This is a genomic window from Nocardioides massiliensis (assembly GCF_030811215.1).
Taxonomy (GTDB): domain Bacteria; phylum Actinomycetota; class Actinomycetes; order Propionibacteriales; family Nocardioidaceae; genus Nocardioides_A; species Nocardioides_A massiliensis.
This window is the reverse complement of the sequence record NZ_JAUSQM010000001.1, coordinates 203,544-223,027: the sequence shown is the minus strand read 5'-3', so window position 1 is coordinate 223,027 and position 19,484 is coordinate 203,544. Positions and strand designations below refer to the sequence as shown.

General features: G+C 70.5%; 30 protein-coding genes. 26 read left to right on the top strand and 4 right to left on the bottom strand.

Features of this window, described 5'->3' with window-relative positions; translation table 11 throughout:
- Window positions 1-15 precede the first annotated feature (15 nt).
- Genes J2S59_RS01235 through J2S59_RS01225 form a run of 3 tightly spaced genes read left to right on the top strand, consistent with a single transcriptional unit; the run spans window position 16 to window position 3,076 of the window.
- A complete protein-coding gene (locus J2S59_RS01235; RefSeq protein WP_246360043.1) occupies window positions 16-1,290 on the top strand; it encodes a TadA family conjugal transfer-associated ATPase in 1,275 nt (424 codons plus the stop codon).
- Window positions 1,290-2,144 (top strand): type II secretion system F family protein, encoded by an 855-nt coding sequence (locus J2S59_RS01230; protein ID WP_068116442.1) that lies wholly within the window; start codon window positions 1,290-1,292, stop codon window positions 2,142-2,144. The genes J2S59_RS01235 and J2S59_RS01230 overlap by 1 nt, the downstream gene beginning before the upstream one ends.
- Complete coding sequence (locus tag J2S59_RS01225) at window positions 2,141-3,076, top strand: type II secretion system F family protein (RefSeq protein WP_068116444.1); 936 nt, start codon at window positions 2,141-2,143, stop codon at window positions 3,074-3,076. Before J2S59_RS01230 ends, J2S59_RS01225 begins: the two co-directional genes overlap by 4 nt.
- Before the next feature lie 191 nt (window positions 3,077-3,267).
- Here J2S59_RS01225 and J2S59_RS01220 read toward each other — a convergent pair whose 3' ends face one another.
- The 4 genes from J2S59_RS01220 to J2S59_RS01205 all read right to left on the bottom strand — a co-directional run bounded on the left by J2S59_RS01220 (window position 3,268) and on the right by J2S59_RS01205 (window position 5,876).
- A complete protein-coding gene (locus tag J2S59_RS01220; protein ID WP_068116445.1) occupies window positions 3,268-4,719 on the bottom strand; it encodes a recombinase family protein in 1,452 nt (483 codons plus the stop codon).
- Window positions 4,720-4,725: 6 nt separating this feature from the next.
- Complete coding sequence (locus tag J2S59_RS01215; RefSeq protein ID WP_068116447.1) at window positions 4,726-5,043, bottom strand: hypothetical protein; 318 nt, start codon at window positions 5,041-5,043, stop codon at window positions 4,726-4,728.
- On the bottom strand, window positions 5,040-5,375 hold the full coding sequence (locus J2S59_RS20270) for an ImmA/IrrE family metallo-endopeptidase (RefSeq protein WP_503124979.1): 336 nt from the start codon (window positions 5,373-5,375) through the stop codon (window positions 5,040-5,042). The genes J2S59_RS01215 and J2S59_RS20270 overlap by 4 nt, the downstream gene beginning before the upstream one ends.
- A 117-nt stretch (window positions 5,376-5,492) precedes the next feature.
- Window positions 5,493-5,876, bottom strand: coding sequence for a hypothetical protein (locus tag J2S59_RS01205; RefSeq protein WP_068116450.1), 384 nt, complete (start codon window positions 5,874-5,876; stop codon window positions 5,493-5,495).
- A 206-nt stretch (window positions 5,877-6,082) separates the two neighbouring features.
- On the opposite strand from J2S59_RS01205, the gene J2S59_RS01200 reads away from it, so the two are divergent.
- From J2S59_RS01200 to J2S59_RS01090, 23 genes are all read left to right on the top strand, one after another.
- Window positions 6,083-6,355 (top strand): helix-turn-helix domain-containing protein, encoded by a 273-nt coding sequence (locus J2S59_RS01200; RefSeq protein ID WP_181641410.1) that lies wholly within the window; start codon window positions 6,083-6,085, stop codon window positions 6,353-6,355.
- A complete protein-coding gene (locus tag J2S59_RS01195) occupies window positions 6,352-6,546 on the top strand; it encodes a hypothetical protein (protein ID WP_068116454.1) in 195 nt (64 codons plus the stop codon). Before J2S59_RS01200 ends, J2S59_RS01195 begins: the two co-directional genes overlap by 4 nt.
- A gap of 154 nt (window positions 6,547-6,700) precedes the next feature.
- On the top strand, window positions 6,701-6,988 hold the full coding sequence (locus tag J2S59_RS01190; protein WP_068116456.1) for a hypothetical protein: 288 nt from the start codon (window positions 6,701-6,703) through the stop codon (window positions 6,986-6,988).
- Window positions 6,985-7,248, top strand: coding sequence for a hypothetical protein (locus J2S59_RS01185; RefSeq protein WP_068116458.1), 264 nt, complete (start codon window positions 6,985-6,987; stop codon window positions 7,246-7,248). Before J2S59_RS01190 ends, J2S59_RS01185 begins: the two co-directional genes overlap by 4 nt.
- Complete coding sequence (locus J2S59_RS01180; RefSeq protein WP_068116459.1) at window positions 7,245-7,496, top strand: hypothetical protein; 252 nt, start codon at window positions 7,245-7,247, stop codon at window positions 7,494-7,496. Before J2S59_RS01185 ends, J2S59_RS01180 begins: the two co-directional genes overlap by 4 nt.
- Complete coding sequence (locus tag J2S59_RS01175) at window positions 7,493-7,780, top strand: hypothetical protein (RefSeq protein ID WP_068116461.1); 288 nt, start codon at window positions 7,493-7,495, stop codon at window positions 7,778-7,780. The genes J2S59_RS01180 and J2S59_RS01175 overlap by 4 nt, the downstream gene beginning before the upstream one ends.
- Window positions 7,777-8,799, top strand: a complete 1,023-nt coding sequence (locus J2S59_RS01170) for a hypothetical protein (protein WP_068116463.1) — start codon at window positions 7,777-7,779, stop codon at window positions 8,797-8,799. Before J2S59_RS01175 ends, J2S59_RS01170 begins: the two co-directional genes overlap by 4 nt.
- Before the next feature lies 1 nt (window position 8,800).
- Window positions 8,801-9,025 (top strand): hypothetical protein, encoded by a 225-nt coding sequence (locus J2S59_RS01165; protein WP_068116465.1) that lies wholly within the window; start codon window positions 8,801-8,803, stop codon window positions 9,023-9,025.
- Window position 9,026: 1 nt separating this feature from the next.
- Window positions 9,027-9,203 (top strand): hypothetical protein, encoded by a 177-nt coding sequence (locus J2S59_RS01160; protein ID WP_181641411.1) that lies wholly within the window; start codon window positions 9,027-9,029, stop codon window positions 9,201-9,203.
- A gap of 1 nt (window position 9,204) precedes the next feature.
- Window positions 9,205-10,383, top strand: coding sequence for a recombination directionality factor (locus J2S59_RS01155; protein ID WP_306824730.1), 1,179 nt, complete (start codon window positions 9,205-9,207; stop codon window positions 10,381-10,383).
- Entirely contained in the window at window positions 10,380-11,171 is a 792-nt protein-coding gene (locus J2S59_RS01150; protein ID WP_068120804.1) for a 3'-5' exonuclease family protein, read from the top strand. Before J2S59_RS01155 ends, J2S59_RS01150 begins: the two co-directional genes overlap by 4 nt.
- A 17-nt stretch (window positions 11,172-11,188) precedes the next feature.
- Entirely contained in the window at window positions 11,189-11,503 is a 315-nt protein-coding gene (locus J2S59_RS01145) for a hypothetical protein (protein WP_306824729.1), read from the top strand.
- The gene (locus tag J2S59_RS01140) at window positions 11,500-11,724 is read left to right on the top strand and encodes a hypothetical protein (protein WP_181641961.1); all 225 of its coding nucleotides are present in this window, start codon (window positions 11,500-11,502) and stop codon (window positions 11,722-11,724) included. Before J2S59_RS01145 ends, J2S59_RS01140 begins: the two co-directional genes overlap by 4 nt.
- Entirely contained in the window at window positions 11,721-12,398 is a 678-nt protein-coding gene (locus tag J2S59_RS01135; protein ID WP_068120810.1) for a hypothetical protein, read from the top strand. Before J2S59_RS01140 ends, J2S59_RS01135 begins: the two co-directional genes overlap by 4 nt.
- Entirely contained in the window at window positions 12,395-12,766 is a 372-nt protein-coding gene (locus tag J2S59_RS01130; protein WP_306824728.1) for a hypothetical protein, read from the top strand. The genes J2S59_RS01135 and J2S59_RS01130 overlap by 4 nt, the downstream gene beginning before the upstream one ends.
- Window positions 12,763-13,236 carry a hypothetical protein gene (locus J2S59_RS01125; protein WP_068122363.1) on the top strand — a complete coding sequence of 158 codons (474 nt, stop codon included), beginning with the start codon at window positions 12,763-12,765 and terminating at the stop codon, window positions 13,234-13,236. Before J2S59_RS01130 ends, J2S59_RS01125 begins: the two co-directional genes overlap by 4 nt.
- Window positions 13,233-13,694 (top strand): hypothetical protein, encoded by a 462-nt coding sequence (locus J2S59_RS01120; protein WP_181642214.1) that lies wholly within the window; start codon window positions 13,233-13,235, stop codon window positions 13,692-13,694. Before J2S59_RS01125 ends, J2S59_RS01120 begins: the two co-directional genes overlap by 4 nt.
- On the top strand, window positions 13,694-14,167 hold the full coding sequence (locus J2S59_RS01115; RefSeq protein ID WP_068122357.1) for a hypothetical protein: 474 nt from the start codon (window positions 13,694-13,696) through the stop codon (window positions 14,165-14,167). Before J2S59_RS01120 ends, J2S59_RS01115 begins: the two co-directional genes overlap by 1 nt.
- Entirely contained in the window at window positions 14,164-15,162 is a 999-nt protein-coding gene (locus tag J2S59_RS01110) for a hypothetical protein (protein WP_306824727.1), read from the top strand. The genes J2S59_RS01115 and J2S59_RS01110 overlap by 4 nt, the downstream gene beginning before the upstream one ends.
- Window positions 15,159-15,500, top strand: a complete 342-nt coding sequence (locus J2S59_RS01105; RefSeq protein WP_306824726.1) for a hypothetical protein — start codon at window positions 15,159-15,161, stop codon at window positions 15,498-15,500. The genes J2S59_RS01110 and J2S59_RS01105 overlap by 4 nt, the downstream gene beginning before the upstream one ends.
- On the top strand, window positions 15,497-16,024 hold the full coding sequence (locus tag J2S59_RS01100) for a hypothetical protein (RefSeq protein ID WP_068118918.1): 528 nt from the start codon (window positions 15,497-15,499) through the stop codon (window positions 16,022-16,024). Before J2S59_RS01105 ends, J2S59_RS01100 begins: the two co-directional genes overlap by 4 nt.
- 38 nt (window positions 16,025-16,062) lie before the next feature.
- The gene (locus tag J2S59_RS01095) at window positions 16,063-16,578 is read left to right on the top strand and encodes a hypothetical protein (RefSeq protein ID WP_068118915.1); all 516 of its coding nucleotides are present in this window, start codon (window positions 16,063-16,065) and stop codon (window positions 16,576-16,578) included.
- Between the two features lie 185 nt (window positions 16,579-16,763).
- Complete coding sequence (locus J2S59_RS01090; protein ID WP_306824725.1) at window positions 16,764-19,391, top strand: DnaB-like helicase N-terminal domain-containing protein; 2,628 nt, start codon at window positions 16,764-16,766, stop codon at window positions 19,389-19,391.
- Window positions 19,392-19,484: the final 93 nt, after the last annotated feature.

The window sequence follows — 19,484 nt, the reverse complement described above, 5'->3', positions numbered from 1 at the left end:
GGGATGTGATCGCTGGTGAGCGTGCTCGAATCGGGTCGAGCTGTCGCGACGTCAGGTGTTGCCGACGACGTCGTGCGCGACCTCGACGAGCGCCTGCGCGCTGCGGTCCGCTCCGCCGGTGTCGATCCCCAGTCCGCGCCCGACGTCGTACGCCGGATGGCCGAGCAGCTCGTCGCGGAGCACGACGCGCGCAGCCTCACCGGTGCGGTGCTGCCGGTCGCAGACCCGGCCGGCGTGGTGGGGGAGCTGGTCGCTCGGCTTGCCGGCTTCGGTCCGCTGCAGCGCTACCTCGACGACGACACGGTCGAGGAGATCTGGGTGAACGACCCGTCGCGGGTGTTCATCGCCCGCGACGGCCGACACGAGCTCACCAACACGGTCCTCACCGCTGCCGAGGTCGACGACCTGGTGGAGCGGATGCTGAAGACCAGCGGGCGCCGCCTCGACATGAGCCGGCCGTTCGTGGATGCGCTGCTGCCGGGCGGACACCGGCTCCACGTCGTGCTGTCGGGGATCTCGAGGAACTTCACCGCCGTCAACATCCGCAAGTTCGTCGTGAAGGCCGCGCGCCTCGACGAGCTGGTCGAGCTGGGGTCGCTGTCGGCACACGCCGCGCGCTTCCTGGCGGCCAGCGTGCGCGCCGGGCTGAACATCATCGTCGCCGGATCCACGCAGGCGGGCAAGACGACGATGCTCAACTGCCTCGCCGCTGCGATCCCGGGCACCGAACGGGTGATCAGCGCGGAAGAGGTCTTCGAGCTGCGCTTCCCGCATCCCGACTGGGTCGCACTCCAGACCCGCCACGGTGGTCTCGAGGGCACCGGCGAGGTCGTGCTGCGTGACCTGGTCAAGGAGTCGCTGCGGATGCGACCCAACCGGATCATCGTCGGGGAGGTGCGTGCCGAGGAGTGCCTCGACCTGCTGCTCGCCCTCAACAGTGGGCTTCCCGGGCTCGCGAGCCTCCACGCCAACAGTGCTCGCGAGGCGCTGGTGAAGATGTGCACCTTGCCGCTGCTCGCGGGTGAGAACGTCGGGTCACAGTTCGTCGTCCCCACCGTCGCCGCGTCCGTCGACCTCGTCGTCCACCTCGGAGTCGAGCCCGACGGGCTGCGGTGCGTCCGCGAGATCGTCGCGGTCCCCGGCCGGGTCGAGGGCGACGTCATCGAGACCGAGCCCGTCTTCGTGCGCGAGGGGCACGAGCTGCGGCGAGCGGGCGGCGTACCTCCGCGCACCGACCGCTACGCCGCGCGTGGCATCGATGTCCACGCCCTGCTCGCGGAGGACGGCTGATGGGTGTCGTCGTCGGGCTCGGGATCGGTGTGGGGTTGCTGCTGATCGGCAGTGCCTTCCTCACCCCGCGCGCTGCGCCGCGGCCGCACCCCCGCCCGAGCGCCGTACGCCGGACCCTGGACGCCGCCGGTCTGCACCGGGTCGGCACGGGTTCGATGACCGCCCTGTCCGCAGCGTGCGGACTGGTGGCAGCGGTGCTGATGCAGGTCGTCTCGCGCACCGTGCCGGTCGCGCTCGCGTTCGGCGCGATCGCGGCGTACCTCCCGGTCGCCGTCGTGCTCGGCCGTGCACGTCGGCGTCGGCGCGAGCTGGCCGAAGTCTGGCCCGAGGCGGTCGACAACCTCTCCTCGGCGGTGCGGGCGGGCATGTCGCTGCCGGATGCCCTGGCCGGCCTGGCCGACCGCGGACCTGAGGCACTGCGTCCGGCGTTCGCCGACTTCGCCGCCGACTACCAGCTCACCGGGCGGTTCTCGGAGTGCCTGGACCGGTTGAAGGAGCGCCTCTCGGACCCGGTGGGCGACCGGGTGATCGAGTCACTGCGGCTCGCGCGCGAGGTGGGGGGCAGCGACCTCGGTCGCCTTCTGCGCACGCTGTCGGCCTACCTGCGTGAGGACGCCCGCACCCGTTCCGAGCTCGAGGCCCGCCAGGCGTGGGCGGTCAACGGCGCGCGGCTCGCCGTCGCCGCGCCCTGGCTGGTGTTGCTGCTGTTGTCGTTCCAGCGTGAGGTCGTCGCGCGCTACGCCTCGCCCGCCGGGGTGGTCGTGCTCATCGGCGGCGGAGTGGCGTGCGTGACCGCCTATCGGCTGATGCTGCGGGTCGGCCGCCTGCCCGAGGAACGCCGGGTGCTCGCGTGAGTCCGGCCGTGTGGGGGGCGCTCCTCGGCGCGGTGGCCGGAGGAGCACTGCTCGTCGTGCTCGACCGGGTGGCCGCCCTCGGCCGACCACGCCTCGAGCAACGGGTGCTTCCCTACCTGCGGGATCTGCCCGCCCGCGACACGGTCATCGCGTCTGGCACCGACCGGCCGATCTCGGCCGCCCGCGCCGTCTTCGGGCCGTCGCTCACGCACGCCGCCGACCTGGTCGAGCGCGTGCTGGGCGGCGCTGACTCGGTGCGCCGTCGTCTCGACCGTGCCGGATCGGACATGACCGTCCACGACTTCCGCGTCTCCCAGGTGATGTGGGGACTGGTCGCGTTCGCCGGCACTGCTGCCGTCGCACTGCTGGTGTCGCTGCGGTCCCCGGACCGTGCGGTGCCGATGCTGATCGCCTGCGTGCTGGCCTTCGCGATCGGCGTGCTGCTGCGCGAGAACCGGCTCACCGCCCAGGTGCGTCAGCGCGAGGAGCGGATGCTGGCGGAGTTCCCGACCGTCGCCGAGCTCCTGGCCCTCGCCGTCGCGGCCGGGGAGGGGCCGGTGCAGGCCACCGCCCGCGTCGCCGGGCGGACCAACGGCGAGCTGGCGCGCGAGCTGGAGCGGGTCCTGGCTGCCGTCCGCACGGGCACACCCGTCACTCGGGCCCTCGACGACCTCGCCGCACGCACCGGACTGCCCGTGCTGGCCAGGTTCGCGGAGGGGATGGCGGTGGCGATCGAGCGCGGCACGCCACTCACCGACGTCCTGCACGCTCAGGCCGCCGATGTCCGCGAGGCCCGTCGCCGCGCGCTCATCGAGTCCGGCGCTCGGCGCGAGGTCCTGATGATGGCGCCGGTGGTGTTCCTCGTCCTCCCGACGGTCGTGTTCTTCGTCTTCTTCCCAGGCGTCGTCGGGCTGCGGCTCTTCGCACCCTGACCCGCCCGTGATCCCTCCACCCGATGAAAGGAGAGCGACCGATGTCGTTCCAGCTGATGACTGCGCTGCTGATGCGGATGCTCGATCCCGACCTTCCCCGTGACGAGCGCGGCGACGTGCCCGGCTGGGTCATGGTCACCATCGTGACCGTGGCGTGAAACCACCCTGGCCGAACCCAACAACGCCAAGCGTCACACGACCGGGATGACCTCAACCACCGCACGCGGCCGCCCCGTCGTCACCCGCACCTCCAAGAACAGATCACGCAGACTCATCCGCCGATGCTCCACCGGCAGCCGGTGCCACTGCTCCACCAGCGACGCAGCCACCGCGACCGGATCCGCAACCGCACGCCGCACCTCCCGCGCCGCCACCTCATGCGCCTCAGCGAGCCCACGCCGCTGCTCGAGCAGGTCAGCCTCCGCCGCATCGAACACCGACCCAGGCACCTCCGGAGACTGCACCCGCTGCAGCATCAACCGCTGTAGCGCCCCGTCAACCTTCCCCAGCTCGCGTGCGAGACGACCTGCCTCTGACCGCAGCGACGCACGCCGCCCCTCCGCTGCCGCGGCCCGGTCCGCTTCACGATCGATGTCCCGCGCCAGCTCCTCAAGCTCCTCGAACACCGCCCGCTCCACGTACGACGCCGTCACATATCCGCCGGCACACGCCTCCGGACCCTGCTCCTTGCTCGTCTTGCACCGGTACTTCGGGGCCCGACCGGCACCGAACTGCCCGGCTGTCATCGTGCCGCCGCATCGCGCACACCGCACCAGCCCTGAGAGCAGGTACTGCGACCGCGTTCGTCGGGCGGGCTGGGCACGCCGTTCCTGACGTGCGTCGAGGTAGGCCTGCCACAGGTCGTTGTCGATGAGCGGCTCGTGGATGCCGTCGTGCAACTCGCCGCGGTAGAGGAAGCGACCGGAGGCGAACCCGGAGTCCAGCACGCGCCGCAGAGTGCGGTCGCTCCACAGGTTCTGCTCGAGCGTGCGCCATCCGTGGCTGTTGAGCCACCGCACCAGCTGGTAGACGGACTCGCCGGCGACGTAACGGCGGTAGAGCGTCGCGAGCACGGGCCCGGTCTCGGGGTCGGGTCGGTGGATCTTCTCCTCGCCGTCGTAGATGTAGCCCCACTTCGGCTTCCCCGTCGGGGGGAGCCCGGCGCGCACGCGCCGCTGGTGAGCCTCGCGCCAGCCCTCGGCGATGCGCTCGGCCTCGAACGCGCTGAGTTCGGCGAGCATGCCGCGCGTGAACCTGCCGGTGGAGGTGGTGACGTCGACCTGCTCGGTCGCTGATTCGAGGCGGCCGCCGGCTTGCTCGACGCGGTCGATGGCGACAGCCCACCTGAGGCGGTGTCGGGCGGTGCGGGAGAACTTCCACACGACGATCGCGTCGTAGTCGCCGGTCTCGACGGCGGCGACGGCCTGGTCGAGGCGTGGCCACCACGCGGAGCGGGAGCGGGATCCGGACTCGTCGATCCCTTCGAGCCAGTCCACGAGGTCGTAGCCGCGGGCGCGGCAGTAGTCGGTGATGGCGGTGCGTTGGATCTCCGGGGTCACCATGCCGTCGCGTTCCTTGGAGACGCGCACGAGACCGAGGACCCTCGGTGGGGTCTCGGGCACCGGCCGGAGGTCCGCGGACATGCGAGATCAGCTCCGCGGGTCGGAATCGGAGGGGACGTCGCTCCAGACGGTGCCCGTCCAGTAGCGGCGTACGCCGTCGTCGCCGGTGTGCCAGCCCGGGGCGAGATCAGAGGCCGACTTGGGTGCCGGGGCCGCGCTTCGGTTGGCGAGGCCCATGGAGATGCGGCCGAGTCCGAAGAGTCCGAAGACCAGGCAGCCCATCATGGCGAAGACGGCGAGCGTCTGCCCGAATTCGCCGCCTACGGCCCAGCCGAGTAGTAGGAGAACTCCGGAGACTGCAGCCCAACACAGGAGTTGGATGCCGGAGCGGGTCTGATCCTTCATGCGTGTGTCTCCTGTTCGGCTAGGCCGCGGCGTACGACGGCGATCTCGCCGCCGTACATCTGATCGATGCGGACGCGGAGCATGTGCTCGGTGACATCAAGGTGCTCGGCGACGAGCCACGGACAGTCGTAGGCGCGCCGAGCAGCGATGAGGTCGTCGAGGCGGACGAGTCGTCGGGCGGCGAGGCCGTCAGCTTGGACCTCGCGTCGTCGGGCGAGGCGGGCTGTGCCGCGTCCGCAGCCGGCGAGCTGTTCGTGGTGCCCGAGGTCGATGTGGGCCAGCTCGTGTGCCAGGGCGCAGCGTCGTTCGACGCGGGTGAGTCGGTCGTCGATGGCGATGCCGGGGATGTCGGGGAGGTACCAGGCGTCGGCCAGGGGGAGTCGGGTGCGGACGTAGGTGAGGTGGGGGCGGGACGCGAGGTCGTCCCAGGGGTTGTAACCGATCGGTGTTCACCCTCCCTTGGCTGCTCGCAGGACTGCTCGGACCGCTTCGATCGCGTCGGGTGATGCGTGCGCGAGCTCGGCGAGGAGTTCAGGATCTACGCCGGCACCGACAGGGGTGGTTTCGGCGGGTTCGCCGGGGGGTGTGAGGAGGTCGGGTGGGACGTCTGCGCCGTTGCCGATCTGGCGGATGGTGCCGGGTGGCCAGCCAAGTGCTTTTTCGATCTTGCCCTGGGTGCTGAGTTTGGGCCATCGCTCTTGGTTGAGGAAGGTGCTGATCGTTCCCGGGTCGGCGCCGGTGGCGTCGACCAGCCAGGCGGGGTTCTTGTCGTGCAGGGCGAGCCAGGACGCGACGGCGTCGGAGGCGCGCTTCTGGTTGTTCGTCTGCGGCATTGGGTCCTCGTCTCATGCCCGGAACTGTTTCCGGAAACACGAGGGAACATCAAGAGCGACAAATCTGTACAACAAGGCAGAACGACGGGAATACCGCCGTGTAATCACGAAGATGTGAGACGGGATGACCTGCAGGGATGCGATCTTCCGGGCGTTCTCCGAGGTTTCCCTTGCGATGTTCCCTGATGTTCCCTACGATCTTCGACATGCCCCCGAAGACCATCAGCATCGACGAGCAGCGCGAACGCGAGCGTGTCGGCGCGACCCTGCGTGAGATTCGCGAGCGCGAGGGCTGGCTACTCGGCGACTTCGCCTCCGAGCTCGACATCTCCTACGCCTACCTCTCGAACATCGAGGCAGGCCGCAAACCGCTGACCAACCGACTCCTCGCCAAGGCGTGCAAGGTCCTGAACTGCCGCCCCCTGGCCATCCGCCACCCCGACGCCGGCACTACGAGCACGACGGAGCCGGCGGCATGAACAGGCGCCCCCGGTCCGAAGCGATCAAGGCCGCTGGCCGCCGCATCGCCGATGCCCGCCTCGCGTGCGCATTGATGACGCCGCGGGAGCAGGCCGAGGCCGCCTGGACCCCCACGTCGCCCTACACCGTCGACGAGCTCGAGGCGCAGATCCGCGCCGAACGCGGGCTCACCGACCGCGAGGCGTCCTAGGCCGCCGGCGGCGTCGTCAGGCGCGAGGACTGCACGTCTCGCACACCAGGCCGCGGCGTCGCCGGTACCAGCACCACTCAACAGAAGATCCCCGGTTCTCCACCGCCTGGCAGCCAACGGAGAAGCCGGGGACCCAACGAAGGGATTGTCCCCCATGAGGAAGAGCATCACCACCACCGCCGACCACGTCGAGCAGCTGGCGTTCAACCACAACGGCCGCGTCGAGTACGACACGGCACGCAACGAGCTCGTCACCGTCGTGCACGGCGTCGAGTACCGCGGCCCGGCCGAGGAGCTCGTCTCCGACGTCACCGAGACCGCGACGCCCGGCGAGCAGCCCGCGGTCGAGTTCACCGACGGGCCGTCGACGTACGGGCCGCTGTTCTCCGACGCCCACCTCGCCGCGCAGCTCGACGCCTGGACCGCTGGGGGTGCGGCATGACGACGGCGGCGCCCCTCGATGCGGCCTACAACGCCGTCCGCGCCCACCTCCACGGCCCCGTCACCGACCGGACCGCTGACGAGCTGCGTGGCCTGCTCTACATAATCGCCGAGGCCGTCGAGCGCCTGGACGGGCACCTCACCAACGGTATGGCGCTGCGGTATCTCGGCAACGACATCACCGGCGTCGAGATGGGCTCCATCGAACGGCACATGCACGAGCTCGCCGGCCGCATCGCACCCCCGGCGGTGACCGCATGAAGACCGCCGCGTTCCTCCGCCTCGTCGCCGACGCCATCGACGCCGGCCTCCCCGAGCCCCTCGAGGTCCGCGTCGCCAGCCCCGGCATCCCCGCCCACGTCCACGTCGCCCCGCAGCACGTGCACGCGTGGACGCAGCACCTCGGGATCACCCCGGGCACCTGGGAGGGCGCGTTCCAGCGCAGCGGCCCCGCCCCGGGCACCGGCGTGTACGTCACCGCGATGTCTCCCCGGGCGGTGCCGGCATGAACGCCGTCAGCACGCTCCACGACGAGGTCACCCGACTCGCCGCCGCACCGTCCACAGACACGGTCGTGGTGCTCCCGCTGGCTGTGGCCCGGCAGCTCGTCGAGCACATCACCGAGATGTGCGACGAGCACGACACCTGCGACTCGTGCGACACCGCGCTGTGCCCGGAGAGCTCCTGCGGGATCGGCGACTTCGGCTGCGACCACGGCCACGTCGTGTGCTCCGACTGCGCCCCGTCCTACTGCCGCGACTGCGGCATCGAAGCGAAGGCAGACCTGCGATGACCGACCACGAGCAGACCGGCCCCCTCCTCATCGACAGTCCCGACGTCCCCGAGCCCACCCAGCGGCCCATGGACCACCGTCGGCAGCCGAAGAAGAAGGACAAGGGCCCGATCCCGAAGCGCCAGGGGAACGGCTACTACGCCGACCACGTCACCGGCGACCGGCTCCGTTCGGTCACCACCATCCTCAGCGGCGGTGTCCCCAAGGACGGCCTCGTCTACTGGGCCGGGAACATGTGCACCGACGCCGCAATCGAGGCGCTCCCCGCTCTCGTCGCTGCGTCGCGGTTCCCCGAGCGGCTCGCCGAGCTGCGTGCATGGATCACGCGGGCCCACACCCGGAAGAAGGACGAGCGCGCCGAGATCGGGTCGCTGGTCCACGGCGTCATCGAGTCCCGCATCCTCAACACCCCGCTGCCCTCGAGCATCGCCGTGGGCGAGACGGAGTGGGCCATCGACGGTCCGGAGCTCGCGCCGTACCTGCAGCAGCTGCTGCGGTTCGAGGAGGAGTGGGCCCCGGAGTTCACCGCCTCGGAGATGGTCGTGGCGAACCCCGACCACGGGTACGCCGGGACGTTGGACTACATGATCGCGGCGTCCGGCCGGATCGGTGAGGCACTGCGTGCAGCGGGCTACACCGTGGACCCGGCCGGCGACATCATGGGCGACACCAAGACCGGCGGCGAGTGGGACCGTGTCACGTCGGCTGGTCACGTGCACGGGGTCTACCCCGAGGCCGGGCTGCAGATGTCGGCCTACCGGCGTGCCTCGATCGGGTGGCTGCGTAACGGTGAGCGGGTCCCGATGCCGCCGACCGCTGAAGTCGGTGTGGTGCTGCACCTGCGCCCGGAGGGTTACCGGCTTTACCCGGTGCGGTGTGGGGACGCGGAGTACGCGTACTTCCGGCACGCGCAGATGGTCGACGAGTGGTCGTCGCGCATCGCGTCGGCCAACGCTGACGACCCGGTCATCGGGAAGCCCCTCGTTGTGCCGACCTCGTCGGCGAAGGCGGTGGCCTGAGTTGTCGCGCGCCACGTTTCTCGTCCAGACCAAGGACGCCCGCACCCCGGCGGCTCGATTCACCGCAACCGACCACGTCGACCTCGGCGAGCAGATCGCCGTCTACCTCACCCGACACCGCCAGCTGGCCCCCAACGTCGCGTTCCACGCCCACATCGGGTCGGAGCGCGGGGCGATTCAGCAGGCCGGCCGTGTCGTCACCTTCGCCATCACCCAGGAGTCCTGACATGCCCAACGACTTCCAGCCCGGAGACATGGCTCTCCACGTCAACAACCAGCTCGACGCACGCCCGGTCGAGTCGGTCGAGGGCGAGTTCATCCGCCTGCGCATCGGCTCGCTGGTGACCGACCCGGTCCCGGCCTCCAACTACCACCGCATTCCGTCCTCAGAGAAGGCGTCCTGACATGCCCATCAAGCCGATCGTCCTGCAACAGCGCCACGCCGAGCTCGGCCGCATCCGCCTCGGCGCTAAGGAGGGCGGCAAGGGCCGCCCCATGAAGCTCGAGTCGTTCCGGTTCACCAGCCACTCCGAGCGGTACATCCGCGACCTCGCCGAGCTCTACGGCGGCGAGCCCCGCCCGTGGGACAACAACGGCATCAAGGGATGGGAGGTCTTCACGACCGCGCAGAGCATCCCGGTGATCGCCGTCAAAGGCGGCCTCACGCAGTGGATGGAGTTCTGGGCCGGCGGCGGCTGCATGCACCGCTGCGACGGCGAGATGAACGTCCTGACCGGTGAGCCGTGCGACCTCGAGGAGCAGGTGCAGGTCGGGAAGAAGGTCATCAACCCGCACGCCGAGGCCCGACCGACCACCCGCCTGTCGGTCATGCTGCCGGAGCTCGAAGCGATCGGTGTGTGGCGGATGGAGTCGCACGGCTGGAACGCAGCCGCCGAGATCCCCGCAGTCGCCGAGCTCGCGCAGTACGTCGGCGACCTAGTCCCGGCGCACCTGCACCTGGTGGAGCGGCGTGCGATCAAGGACGGGAAGACGTCGCGGTTCGTGGTGCCGGTGCTCGACCTGCAGATCGGGACCGCGCGGCTGAAGGAGATCGTCGCGGAGGTGTCGTCGGGCACGGAGCTCTCCGCCGGCAGCGGTGCTGGTGCTCGTGCGATCGAAGCGCCGCAGCAGCCGGAGGTCGAGGCGCCGCGGGTCCCCACCGACGCGGAGATCGACGCGGCGGACATGGACACCTTGAAGCGGATGTGGTCGTACCTGCAGGAGCACAATCTGCTCGGCGACGACGACGGACCGGGTGCGCGGATCGTCGCACGCGTCGAGGTGCTCCGTGCGGCAGAGGCCACGCAGCAGCCGGCACCGCAGACCGCCGAGCCGCAGGCGAATCCGGACGGCACCTACGACGCTGAGGTCGTCGAGGACGCCGCACCGGCGGGTGGCGACGACCCGGGTGTGGTGTGGCAGCAGATCCTCGCCACCGCCGGCGAGCTCGGCGCGACCCTGCCGCAGGTCACCCACGACTTCGAGCAGCGCTACGCCCTCGCCCCGTCGGAGGCGTCCGCGGGTGAGCTGCGTGCCTACCTCGAGGTGCTGCGCGTCGAGGGCATTGACCGGGACGCGGCATGAGCGCCGCCGAGAAGCAGGCGCCCTGGTACGCCGGTCGCGCCGTCGCTTTCGACTTCGAGACCACCGGCATCGACGCCCACAACGACCGCATCGTCACCGCCGCCGTCGTGTTCTTCACCCCCGGTGAGAAGCCCCAGACCCTCACCTGGGTCATCGACCCCGGCATCGAGATCCCGACCGGCGCCTCAGACGTCCACGGCTGGACCAACGACCGCATCGCCGCACACCTGCAGGGCGCTGAAGCCGCGCTCACCGTGAACGGTCGGCGTACGCCGATGACCCGGGTCGCCGCGATCGACAACATCATCATGAAGCTCGCGATCGCGCTCCACGCCAAGGTGCCGCTGGTCGCGTTCAACCTCTCCTACGACGCCACCCTCATCGACGCCGAGGCCGCCCGCCACGGCATCGACCCCATCAGCGTCCGGCCATCGCCATGGGCCGGGTGCGTCGACCCGTTCGTGATCGACAAGGCGTTCTCGAAGCGCCGCGGGTCGCGGAAGCTCACCGACCAGTGCGCCCACTACGGAGTGCTGCTCGGCGACGCGCACGCCGCCGACGCTGACGCGATCGCGGCGTACCGGGTGGTGCGACGTCAGGTGCAGGCCTATCCGGAGCTGCAGAACATGTCGCTGTCGACGCTGCACTCGACGCAGGTGTCGTGGCGCCGCAAGCAGATGGACGGACTCCGGGCGTACTTCGACCGGACCGGCAAGGCGCACGACGGCTGCTGTGGGTCGTGGCCGGTGCACCAGGGGTGCTGTGCCCCTGTGGCGGTGTCGGCATGATCCCCGGGGCGACGGCCGTGCAGGTCGACTCGATGACGCGGGTGACGCACCGTGCGGCGGCGATCCTCGCGGCTCGTGGTCTGCCGTTGCAGGCGCGGTTGTTGATCGAGGAGCAGTTCACGGCGCTGCTGGCTGCTGAGGCTGGGACGGTCGGGCAGCAGGCGGCGTTGCGGCGTGAGCTGATCGAGGTTGCTGTGGACACCGGTGTTGCGCATGGGCCGGAGCTCGATGTGTGGGCTGAGGCTCTGCGGGCGTTGGGGCATCGGCCGACGCCGCGGTTTCTGCCGGTGGATGAGGACGACGACTGCGAGTTCGATGGGTGGTCGGCGTGAACGGCCCCGAGAACTACCGAGCCGCCGAGGGGTTGCTGCATCTGGTCGAGCAGGAGCCGGAGGGGTCGCGCCTGACCCCGGAGTACCTCGCGGCTGCCCAGGTGCACGCCACCCTCGCCCTGGCCGCGGCGACCATCGAGCAGATCGCTGCTCACGGCCCCGCCGACCTCGGTCGCGACTGGAACGACCTCATCTGGCCGAGCTCAGGCGGTGGCCAGTGAGATACACGACCCGGCCCCTCTCCGACCGCACCTGGCTGCGGCCCGCCTCGGCACGCGAGCGGTCCCGCTTCGACTCCACCTGGACCATGACGCTCACGCTGCTGCACCGCGAGATCACCGCGCTCGGCGGGTCGAATGTCGTCATCGAGGTCGACGTCCGCGAGCAGGACATCCGCAACGACGGCCAGCTGCGCGCCAACGCCCGCACCCCCGAACACCCCGCCGTCGTCGTCGCCTTCGACACCCGCGACCACGGCCCGATGCAGTACCGGTGCGACCGCTACGTAGCGGCGTACGCCGACCAGGGCCCGTCGTGGCAGCACAACGTGCGCGCGGTCGCCAAGACCCTCGAGGCGCTGCGTGCGGTCGACCGGTACGGCGCGACCGACACCGGGCAGCAGTACGCCGGGTTCAAGGCGCTGCCGGTCGGCAACGCGATGCCCGCCAGCAACATGACCCGCGAGGAAGCGGCACGTCTGCTTGACCGTGTCGCGATCGGTCCCGACGCGGAGCCCGATGACGACGCGATCCCTCGCATGCTGGCGTCTGAAGCGCTGGCCAGGTCAGCGCACCGTTCGGCCCGCGCCGAAGCTCACCCCGACCGCCACGGCGGGGACCGCACCCTGTGGGACCAGGTCGAGCAAGCCGCGCGCGTGCTGGGGGTGGCTCGATGAACCCGGACGAGATCGTCGGCACCCTCTTCATCCTCGGCGGCCTCGCCTACTGGGCCACCTGCGGAGCCCGCCGCGCCGGCGACCACGCCGCCCGCCTCTACATCTGGTGGATCGAGCGCCGAGCCCGACGCACGACCGACCGCGTCGACCCCCACGGCGTCATCCCCGTCGCCGACATCGACGAGCAGACCCGACACCACGTCGCGCAGCTCCTCGCCGTCTACGTCGCGGCCGGCGTCATCCCGGACGACACCTACGTGTGGTGGCTGCGCCGCTGCCCCGAGCACGGCCGGCACCTGTGCTGGGCGCCGGCTGACCTCGTGGCGCTGCGCACCACCGCTGACCTCCCGAAGGAGTGGATCGCATGACGACCACGGACGCGCGCAAGCGCATCGACGAACGGAAGAATGCCGCCGCTGGTGTGACCGCGCCGAGCATGGCCGAGGTGCTGGCCCGCTGGCACTACGAGGAGTACGACTCCCACTTCTCGATGCCGGGCGGCCTGTCGTGGGAGGACTACAAGGCCGACGACCCGAGCGGCGCGGAGGGGCTCTACCTCGCGCCTGCCCAAGAGCAAGCCCAAGCCCTCGCCGATGCCGGGTTCGGGCACGTGGCGAGCGTGGAGGCGCGACTCGCAGAAGCCGAGCGCCAGTGGCACCGCTACATCCTGGACGCCGAGCGCGCGATCGCCCGCGCAGAGGCTGCCGAGGCCCGCCTCGCGGCCGTGCGGGCGCTGGCTGACGAGTGGATGGCGCACAGCAACGAGGTGTCGAAGTTCATCGACGCCGATCACGCCGCTGATCTCCGCCGCGCCCTCGACGGCGAGGCCACCCCATGAGCGCCGAGAGGAGGCCCGACGCGGACGAGCGGGAGCACACCCGTGGCTGCACCCTGGTGGCTGACCACCGGGGTGACTGCTGCATCTGCGGCGCGGGGTCCGCAACGTGCCGTCGAGGATGCCCCTCCGGCACCCCGGCCGAGCCCGACGCGGACGAGCGGGAGGACGAGCGAGGGGCGGCTGAAGCTGCGTTCTGGCGCGAGCAGGAGGCCGGTCGCACGCATCGCGACCGGGGCGGCTACTACCACCGCGGCTTCATCGACGGCTTCCTCGCCTCCCGCGCCCCGGACGCCCACCTCGCCGCCTACATCGAGTCGCTGACCGAGCGGGATCAGGCAGCGATGGACCTGTGGTGGCGAGCCAGCGGTGACGACTGGCCAGTCCCTGATGACCTGCCTGGCAAGTTCCTCCGCGAGGTGCTCCGTGCCGCCCGTCTCCGCGAGCAGGGAGGTGAGTGATGGCCGAGCCACGTACCCCGATCATCACCACCCGCAGCACCTACCCCGACATCGACTCTCGCGCAGACGTGCTGAGCGCCGTCGCGCTGGCCTCCGACTACACCGAGACCCAGGCCGCCGCGTACGGCGTCGTGCTCGACTGGTCGCGCGCCGCCATCGAAACCCGCCCCGCCGGGGACGCAATGCTCGTCCGCGTCGCCGCACCATCCTCGTTGTCCCCGCTGGTCGAGCTGCACACCCCCGGCAACCTGATCGACGCACTGAGCGTCCCCGAAGGCCACGACTGCCACATCGGCTGCGGCGGCCAGCACGTCGAGCGCGACCAATACGGCCGCGACTTCACCCTGCATCGCTACACCCCCTGCAGCCACTGCCTCAGCGGAGTTTCCGGGTTCGCTGAGGTCGCCTGGCCGTGCCCCACCCTCCGCGCAGCCGGCGTCACCAAGGACTACCGCACCCTGGGGCCCGCGTGATGGCCGCCCGCGTCACCTGCCGCTGCGGATGGACCAAGACCTACCCCACCCGCAGCCACGCAGAGTTCAACGCCCGCCGCCACGTCTGCCAGCGCACCAAACGCGTCCGCCGCGGCACCTACCACCGCCGCTGCGCCCGCTGCTTCTGGGAAGGCACCTACGACACCGCAGCCAAGGCCAACCACGCCAAGAAGAAGCACTCCTGCGCGAAGCACGAACAAGCCATGCTCCGCGCCGCCCTCGCCGAGGAACGCGAAGCCGCCATCGACCGCACCCCCAAGCCCTGCCACCACAAGGAAGCCAACCACCAGCACGGAACGAACGCCGCCTACGTCCTCGACAAGTGCCGCTGCTACCCCTGCAGCGCCGCACGAGCCGCCCAGGACGACTGGCGCCGCCGCCAGAAGGCCTACGGCCGCTACACCAAATACGTCCCAGCCGAGCACGTCCGGGCCCACGTCCGTGACCTCATGGACGCCGGGATGGGCCTCAAACGCATCGTCGCGGTCTCTGGTGTCTCCCAAGGTGCGCTGTGGAAGCTGATGTACGGCAAGCGCCAGGCCGACGGCACCCAGCAGCCCTCACGGCGGGTGCTCCGCGAGACCGCTGAGAAGCTCTACGCCCTCGACCCCGCCTGGACCCCCGGCCCGCTCCCTCTCGCACCCGGGGCACGCGACCACGCCGGCACACCGACCGCACGCACCCACCTGCGCGCACTCGTCGCGCTCGGCTGGTCGATGAGCAAGCTCGGCGCCCGCCTCGGCATCCAACCGACGAACATGGCGCCGGTCGTCTCCGGGGACCGTGTCCTCACCCGGGCCACGGTCGACGCGATCGAGAAGCTGTACGCCGAGCTGTGCATGACGCTCCCGCCCGAGACCAACCAGCGCGAACGCATCGCCGCGACACGCTCGCGGCGCCTCGCGCGCGAGCGCGGCTGGCTCCCACCGCTGGCGCTCGACGACGACGACATCTACCAGGGGGTGCCGGCGTGATCGTCCTGCGCTGCCCCCGCTGCGACCAGCCCTTCACCGGCGACATCTACGCCCGCCCCACCGACACCGGCTGGCAACACACCACCTGCCCCCGCGTCTGCAAGCACTGCGACCGCCAACTCATCGGCCAACGCGCATGGGACCGCCTCGACCCCCTCGCCCGCCAACGCGAACGCGCACGAGGCCGCATCGGCGCCCACTCCACCGACATCTGCATCCCCTGCAACAAGGAAGGCCGCATCACCGAAGACGAAGCCCGCTACGACGGCGACTGGGTCCTCCGCGGCGGCGTACACCGACCAACCCGACCCACCCGCCGAACGGAGACCGCCGCATGACCCACCGCATCCTCGCCATCGACCCCGGCAACACCCACACCGGCTGGGTCATCATCAACGCCCACACCCGCCAACCACTGCAGTTCGGCAAGTCCCCCAACCCCCAGGTCCTCGGCCACTGCTGGGGAGACCTCGAATGGGACACCGCCGCGATCGAGATGGTCGCCTCCTACGGCATGGCCGTCGGCAAAGAGGTCTTCGAGACCTGCGTGTGGATCGGCCGCTACCTCGAAGCCGCCACCGGCGTCGCCACCCAGACCGGCCCCGAGCTGATCTACCGCCGCGACATCAAGCTCCACCACTGCCACTCCGCTCGGGCCAAGGACTCCAACATCCGCCAGGCCCTCGTCGACCGCTTCGCACCCGGCCAGCCCAACCACGGCAAGGGCACCAAGGCCGCGCCGGGCTGGTTCTACGGCTTCCGCGCCGACGTCTGGCAGGCCTACGCCCTCGCCGTCTACATCGCCGACCAGACCACACCCCAAGCCGCCGCAGCACCCCCGCTGCAGGCCTCCCTCATCTGACCGCAGCACCCCACCCACCCGACAGGAGACACCACCACATGAGCGACACCACCGCCAAGATCCGCGCCAAGGGCCTCAACGCCACCGGCATCACCGACGACATGGCCACCCGCTTCGCCGACCAAGAATCCGGCCACCTCATCGCCGTCGTCGAACTCGAAGTCGCCGCCGTCTCCAAGAACGTCACCTCCGGCGACCGCGCCGTCGACCTCGTCATCACGCACATCGAACCCGCCACCACCACCCTCGCCGAAGACCACCTCCGCGAGTTCCAGCGCGCCCTGTTCTACAACCGCAAGGTCGACGACAACGGCGACCAGCTGCCCCTCGACGGCGGCGACGAACCCACCGTCGAGCAGGTCCGCGGCCACGGCGCCGCGCTCGTCGAACACGACGAGTCCGGCGAGGTCATCGGCCTGTGGGACGGCCGCCACCCCGACGCCGACCCGGACGACGTCGACGAGGACCAAGACGAAGACCAGGACCCCGACGCCGAACCCGACGAAGACCACGGCCGCCGCGCCATCCCCGACCCCTTCAACCCAGGCGCCTAACCCCCAGGCCCACCCGAACCAGCTGGAGGGGCGTCAACGCCGGAAACCCCGGGCCAACCGAAGCACCGGCGAAGGACACCCCCACACAGGCCCGCCCAACGGCCGCCCGGACAGCCACTTCCACGGGCCCGGTGACCCTGCGCCCCCCAGCACCCCCACCCACCACACGAGGACCGAGGCACCACGTGACCGACAGGGACGACCGACCACCACTCCGGCTGGCCGAACCACCCTTCGACCCCGACTACGACACCCCACCCAACAACCGACCACCCGCGGCCGACCGCGCAGCCGAACACGCCCTCCTCGCCCTCCTCCTCACCCCACCCACCCACGACGGCCACCACCCCGCCACCACCCTCGAGCACGAGCTCGACCACGACGACTTCTACTGGCCCGCCCACACCACCATCTGGCGCACCTGGCACACCCTCAACCACCGCGACGGCGTACCCCCCGACGCCGTCACCCTCGCCAACGCCATCACCACCACCGGCGACCGCGAAGCCACCCGCCTCCTCCCCGACCTCGCCACCATCACCACCACCCCAGCCCTCGCCCCCCAATACGTCCGCATCGTCCGCGACAACGCCCGCCTCCGCGTCGTCGCCGACACCGCACGCGAACTCACCAACCTCGCCACCGACGCCCACATCGACCGCCTCGACCACGTCCTCGCCGAGAGCCTCCAACGCCTCGACGAAACCGTCCTCCGCCTCGGCCCCCGCGACACCACCACCGCCACCGGCCTCACCGACCTCACCTGGGTCCTCAACGGCACCCCACCCACCGCCACACCACCCACCTGGTGCACCCGCACCGACGGCCACGCCCTCTTCTACGCCGGCCGCCACAACGGCGTCTTCGGAGACCCCGAAAGCGGCAAGGCGCAGCCCTACACCGCCGAAATCCAGACACCCACCGGCCCACGCACCATGGGCAGCCTCAACGTCGGCGACACCATCCTCGGCATCGACGGCCGACCCCAGACGGTCCAGGCGATCCACGAGCGCGGCCTGCGGGAGGTCTGGGAAGTCACCACCAGCGACGGCATCACCATCGAATGCTGCGACGAGCACCTCTGGACCGTCCAAGACCACAACGACCGCCGCCGCAGCCGTGGCTGGCGCACTCTCACCGCCCGCGAGATCGCCGAGGCCGGCGTGCGCCAACCCCACGGCCGACCACGCTGGCACCTGCCCAACCCCGAGCCCGCCGAGCACCCAGAGGCCGCACTCCCGCTCGACCCCTACACCCTCGGAGCGCTACTCGGCGACGGCCACCTCGGGCGCGACATCCGCATCTCCACCGAAGACCCCGAGATCCTCGAGGCCATCGTCAACCAGCTCCCGCCCGGGATGACCCCCGTGCACGACGGCCGTTGCAGCTACGCCCTGGCCTACCGTCGCGGCCACGCCAACCCCCTGCAGACCATCCTCCGCGAGCTCGACCTCGCCCACACCCGCAGCGAGAGCAAGCACATCCCCAGCTGCTACCTCACCGCATCCGCCGGCCAACGCCTCGAGCTGCTCCGCGGCCTCATGGACACCGACGGCTGCATCGAGAACCGACAGGCCACCTTCACCACCGTCTCTCTGCAGCTCGCGACCGACCTGCAACGCCTCGTCCAGAGCCTCGGAGGCACCGCCGCCACCCACACGGCGCCCTCCATGCTCAACGGCACCCGCCACCGCGACCACTACCGCATCGCCGTCCGACTGCCCCTCGGCATGAACCCATTCCGCCTCACCCGCAAGGCCACGGCGTACGCCGCACACACCACACGCACCGCCCCCAGCCGAACCATCCGGTCCATCACACCCACCGGCCGCTACGTCCCCATGCGCTGCATCGCCGTATCCAACCCCGACCACCTCTACCTCACCAACGGCCACGTACCCACCCACAACACCTGGCTCGCCCAAGCCGCCGGCGTCGAAGCCCTCCGCGCCGGCCACACCTTCGCCATGATCGACGTCGACCACAACGGCGCCGACCACACCGCCGCCCGCCTCGCCCTCCTCGGCGCCCCCTGGCACCTCATCGCCGACCAAGACCGCTTCCGCTACTACGAACCCGAAGACGCCGACCAACTCCGCGCAGCCGTCGCCGACATCACCCGACTCGCCCCCACCATCGTCGTCATCGACTCCCTCGGCGAAGTCCTCCCCATGCTCGGCGTCAAGAGCGTCGACAACGACGAGATCACCGCCGCCCTCCGCGACATCGCCATGCCCCCCGCCAAAGCCGGCTCCTGCGTCATCTCCGTCGACCACCTCCCCAAGTCCGCCGAAGCCCGCGTCACCGGCTACGCCATCGGCGGCACCGCCAAGAAACGAGCCATGGACGGCGCCTACCTCCGCGCCGAAGCCAAGGTCAAGCCCGCCCCCGGCGGCATCGGCCGCGTCACCCTGCGCATCGAGAAGGACCGCACCGGCGAACTCCGCAAGACCTCCGGCGGCGGCTACGCCGGCGAATTCGTCATCGACTCCACCCACACCCTCCCCGACGGCACACCCACCACAAAGTGGGAAATCACCCGCGACGCCGCCCCCAAGAACGACGACGGCACCTTCCGCCCCACCGTCGTGATGGAGAAGGTCTCGCGGTTCATCGAGGAGAACGACCTCTGCAGCTTCCGCACCGTCAAGGACTCCGTCACCGCCAAGGACAAGGTCCTGCGCGACGCCATCAACCTCCTCGTCTCCGAGGGGTTCGTCTCCCGCATCGACGGCCCCCGGGGATCCAAACTCCACCACTCCATCGCCCACTACCGGGAGGCCGAGGATGACCACCTCAACCCCACCGACTGACCGTGTCCCCGACCGTGTCCCGACCGTGTCCCAAGAGGGGGTCCGGGCAGACGCGAGACGACTGTGTCCCGTGGTCCCTATATCTTCGATTAG

Coding starts and splice junctions, on each gene's coding strand:
- J2S59_RS01170 (WP_068116463.1), top strand. CDS start 7,777: ATGACCGACCACGAGCAGACCGGCCCCCTCCTCATCGACAGTCCCGAC.
- J2S59_RS01205 (WP_068116450.1), bottom strand. CDS start 5,876: ATGCCGCAGACGAACAACCAGAAGCGCGCCTCCGACGCCGTCGCGTCC.
- J2S59_RS01185 (WP_068116458.1), top strand. CDS start 6,985: ATGACGACGGCGGCGCCCCTCGATGCGGCCTACAACGCCGTCCGCGCC.
- J2S59_RS01115 (WP_068122357.1), top strand. CDS start 13,694: ATGGCCGAGCCACGTACCCCGATCATCACCACCCGCAGCACCTACCCC.
- J2S59_RS01195 (WP_068116454.1), top strand. CDS start 6,352: ATGAACAGGCGCCCCCGGTCCGAAGCGATCAAGGCCGCTGGCCGCCGC.
- J2S59_RS01150 (WP_068120804.1), top strand. CDS start 10,380: ATGAGCGCCGCCGAGAAGCAGGCGCCCTGGTACGCCGGTCGCGCCGTC.
- J2S59_RS01130 (WP_306824728.1), top strand. CDS start 12,395: ATGAACCCGGACGAGATCGTCGGCACCCTCTTCATCCTCGGCGGCCTC.
- J2S59_RS01215 (WP_068116447.1), bottom strand. CDS start 5,043: ATGAAGGATCAGACCCGCTCCGGCATCCAACTCCTGTGTTGGGCTGCA.
- J2S59_RS01095 (WP_068118915.1), top strand. CDS start 16,063: ATGAGCGACACCACCGCCAAGATCCGCGCCAAGGGCCTCAACGCCACC.
- J2S59_RS01155 (WP_306824730.1), top strand. CDS start 9,205: ATGCCCATCAAGCCGATCGTCCTGCAACAGCGCCACGCCGAGCTCGGC.
- J2S59_RS01160 (WP_181641411.1), top strand. CDS start 9,027: ATGCCCAACGACTTCCAGCCCGGAGACATGGCTCTCCACGTCAACAAC.
- J2S59_RS01125 (WP_068122363.1), top strand. CDS start 12,763: ATGACGACCACGGACGCGCGCAAGCGCATCGACGAACGGAAGAATGCC.
- J2S59_RS01230 (WP_068116442.1), top strand. CDS start 1,290: ATGGGTGTCGTCGTCGGGCTCGGGATCGGTGTGGGGTTGCTGCTGATC.
- J2S59_RS01175 (WP_068116461.1), top strand. CDS start 7,493: ATGAACGCCGTCAGCACGCTCCACGACGAGGTCACCCGACTCGCCGCC.
- J2S59_RS01200 (WP_181641410.1), top strand. CDS start 6,083: ATGCCCCCGAAGACCATCAGCATCGACGAGCAGCGCGAACGCGAGCGT.
- J2S59_RS01120 (WP_181642214.1), top strand. CDS start 13,233: ATGAGCGCCGAGAGGAGGCCCGACGCGGACGAGCGGGAGCACACCCGT.
- J2S59_RS01190 (WP_068116456.1), top strand. CDS start 6,701: ATGAGGAAGAGCATCACCACCACCGCCGACCACGTCGAGCAGCTGGCG.
- J2S59_RS01220 (WP_068116445.1), bottom strand. CDS start 4,719: ATGTCCGCGGACCTCCGGCCGGTGCCCGAGACCCCACCGAGGGTCCTC.
- J2S59_RS01180 (WP_068116459.1), top strand. CDS start 7,245: ATGAAGACCGCCGCGTTCCTCCGCCTCGTCGCCGACGCCATCGACGCC.
- J2S59_RS01100 (WP_068118918.1), top strand. CDS start 15,497: ATGACCCACCGCATCCTCGCCATCGACCCCGGCAACACCCACACCGGC.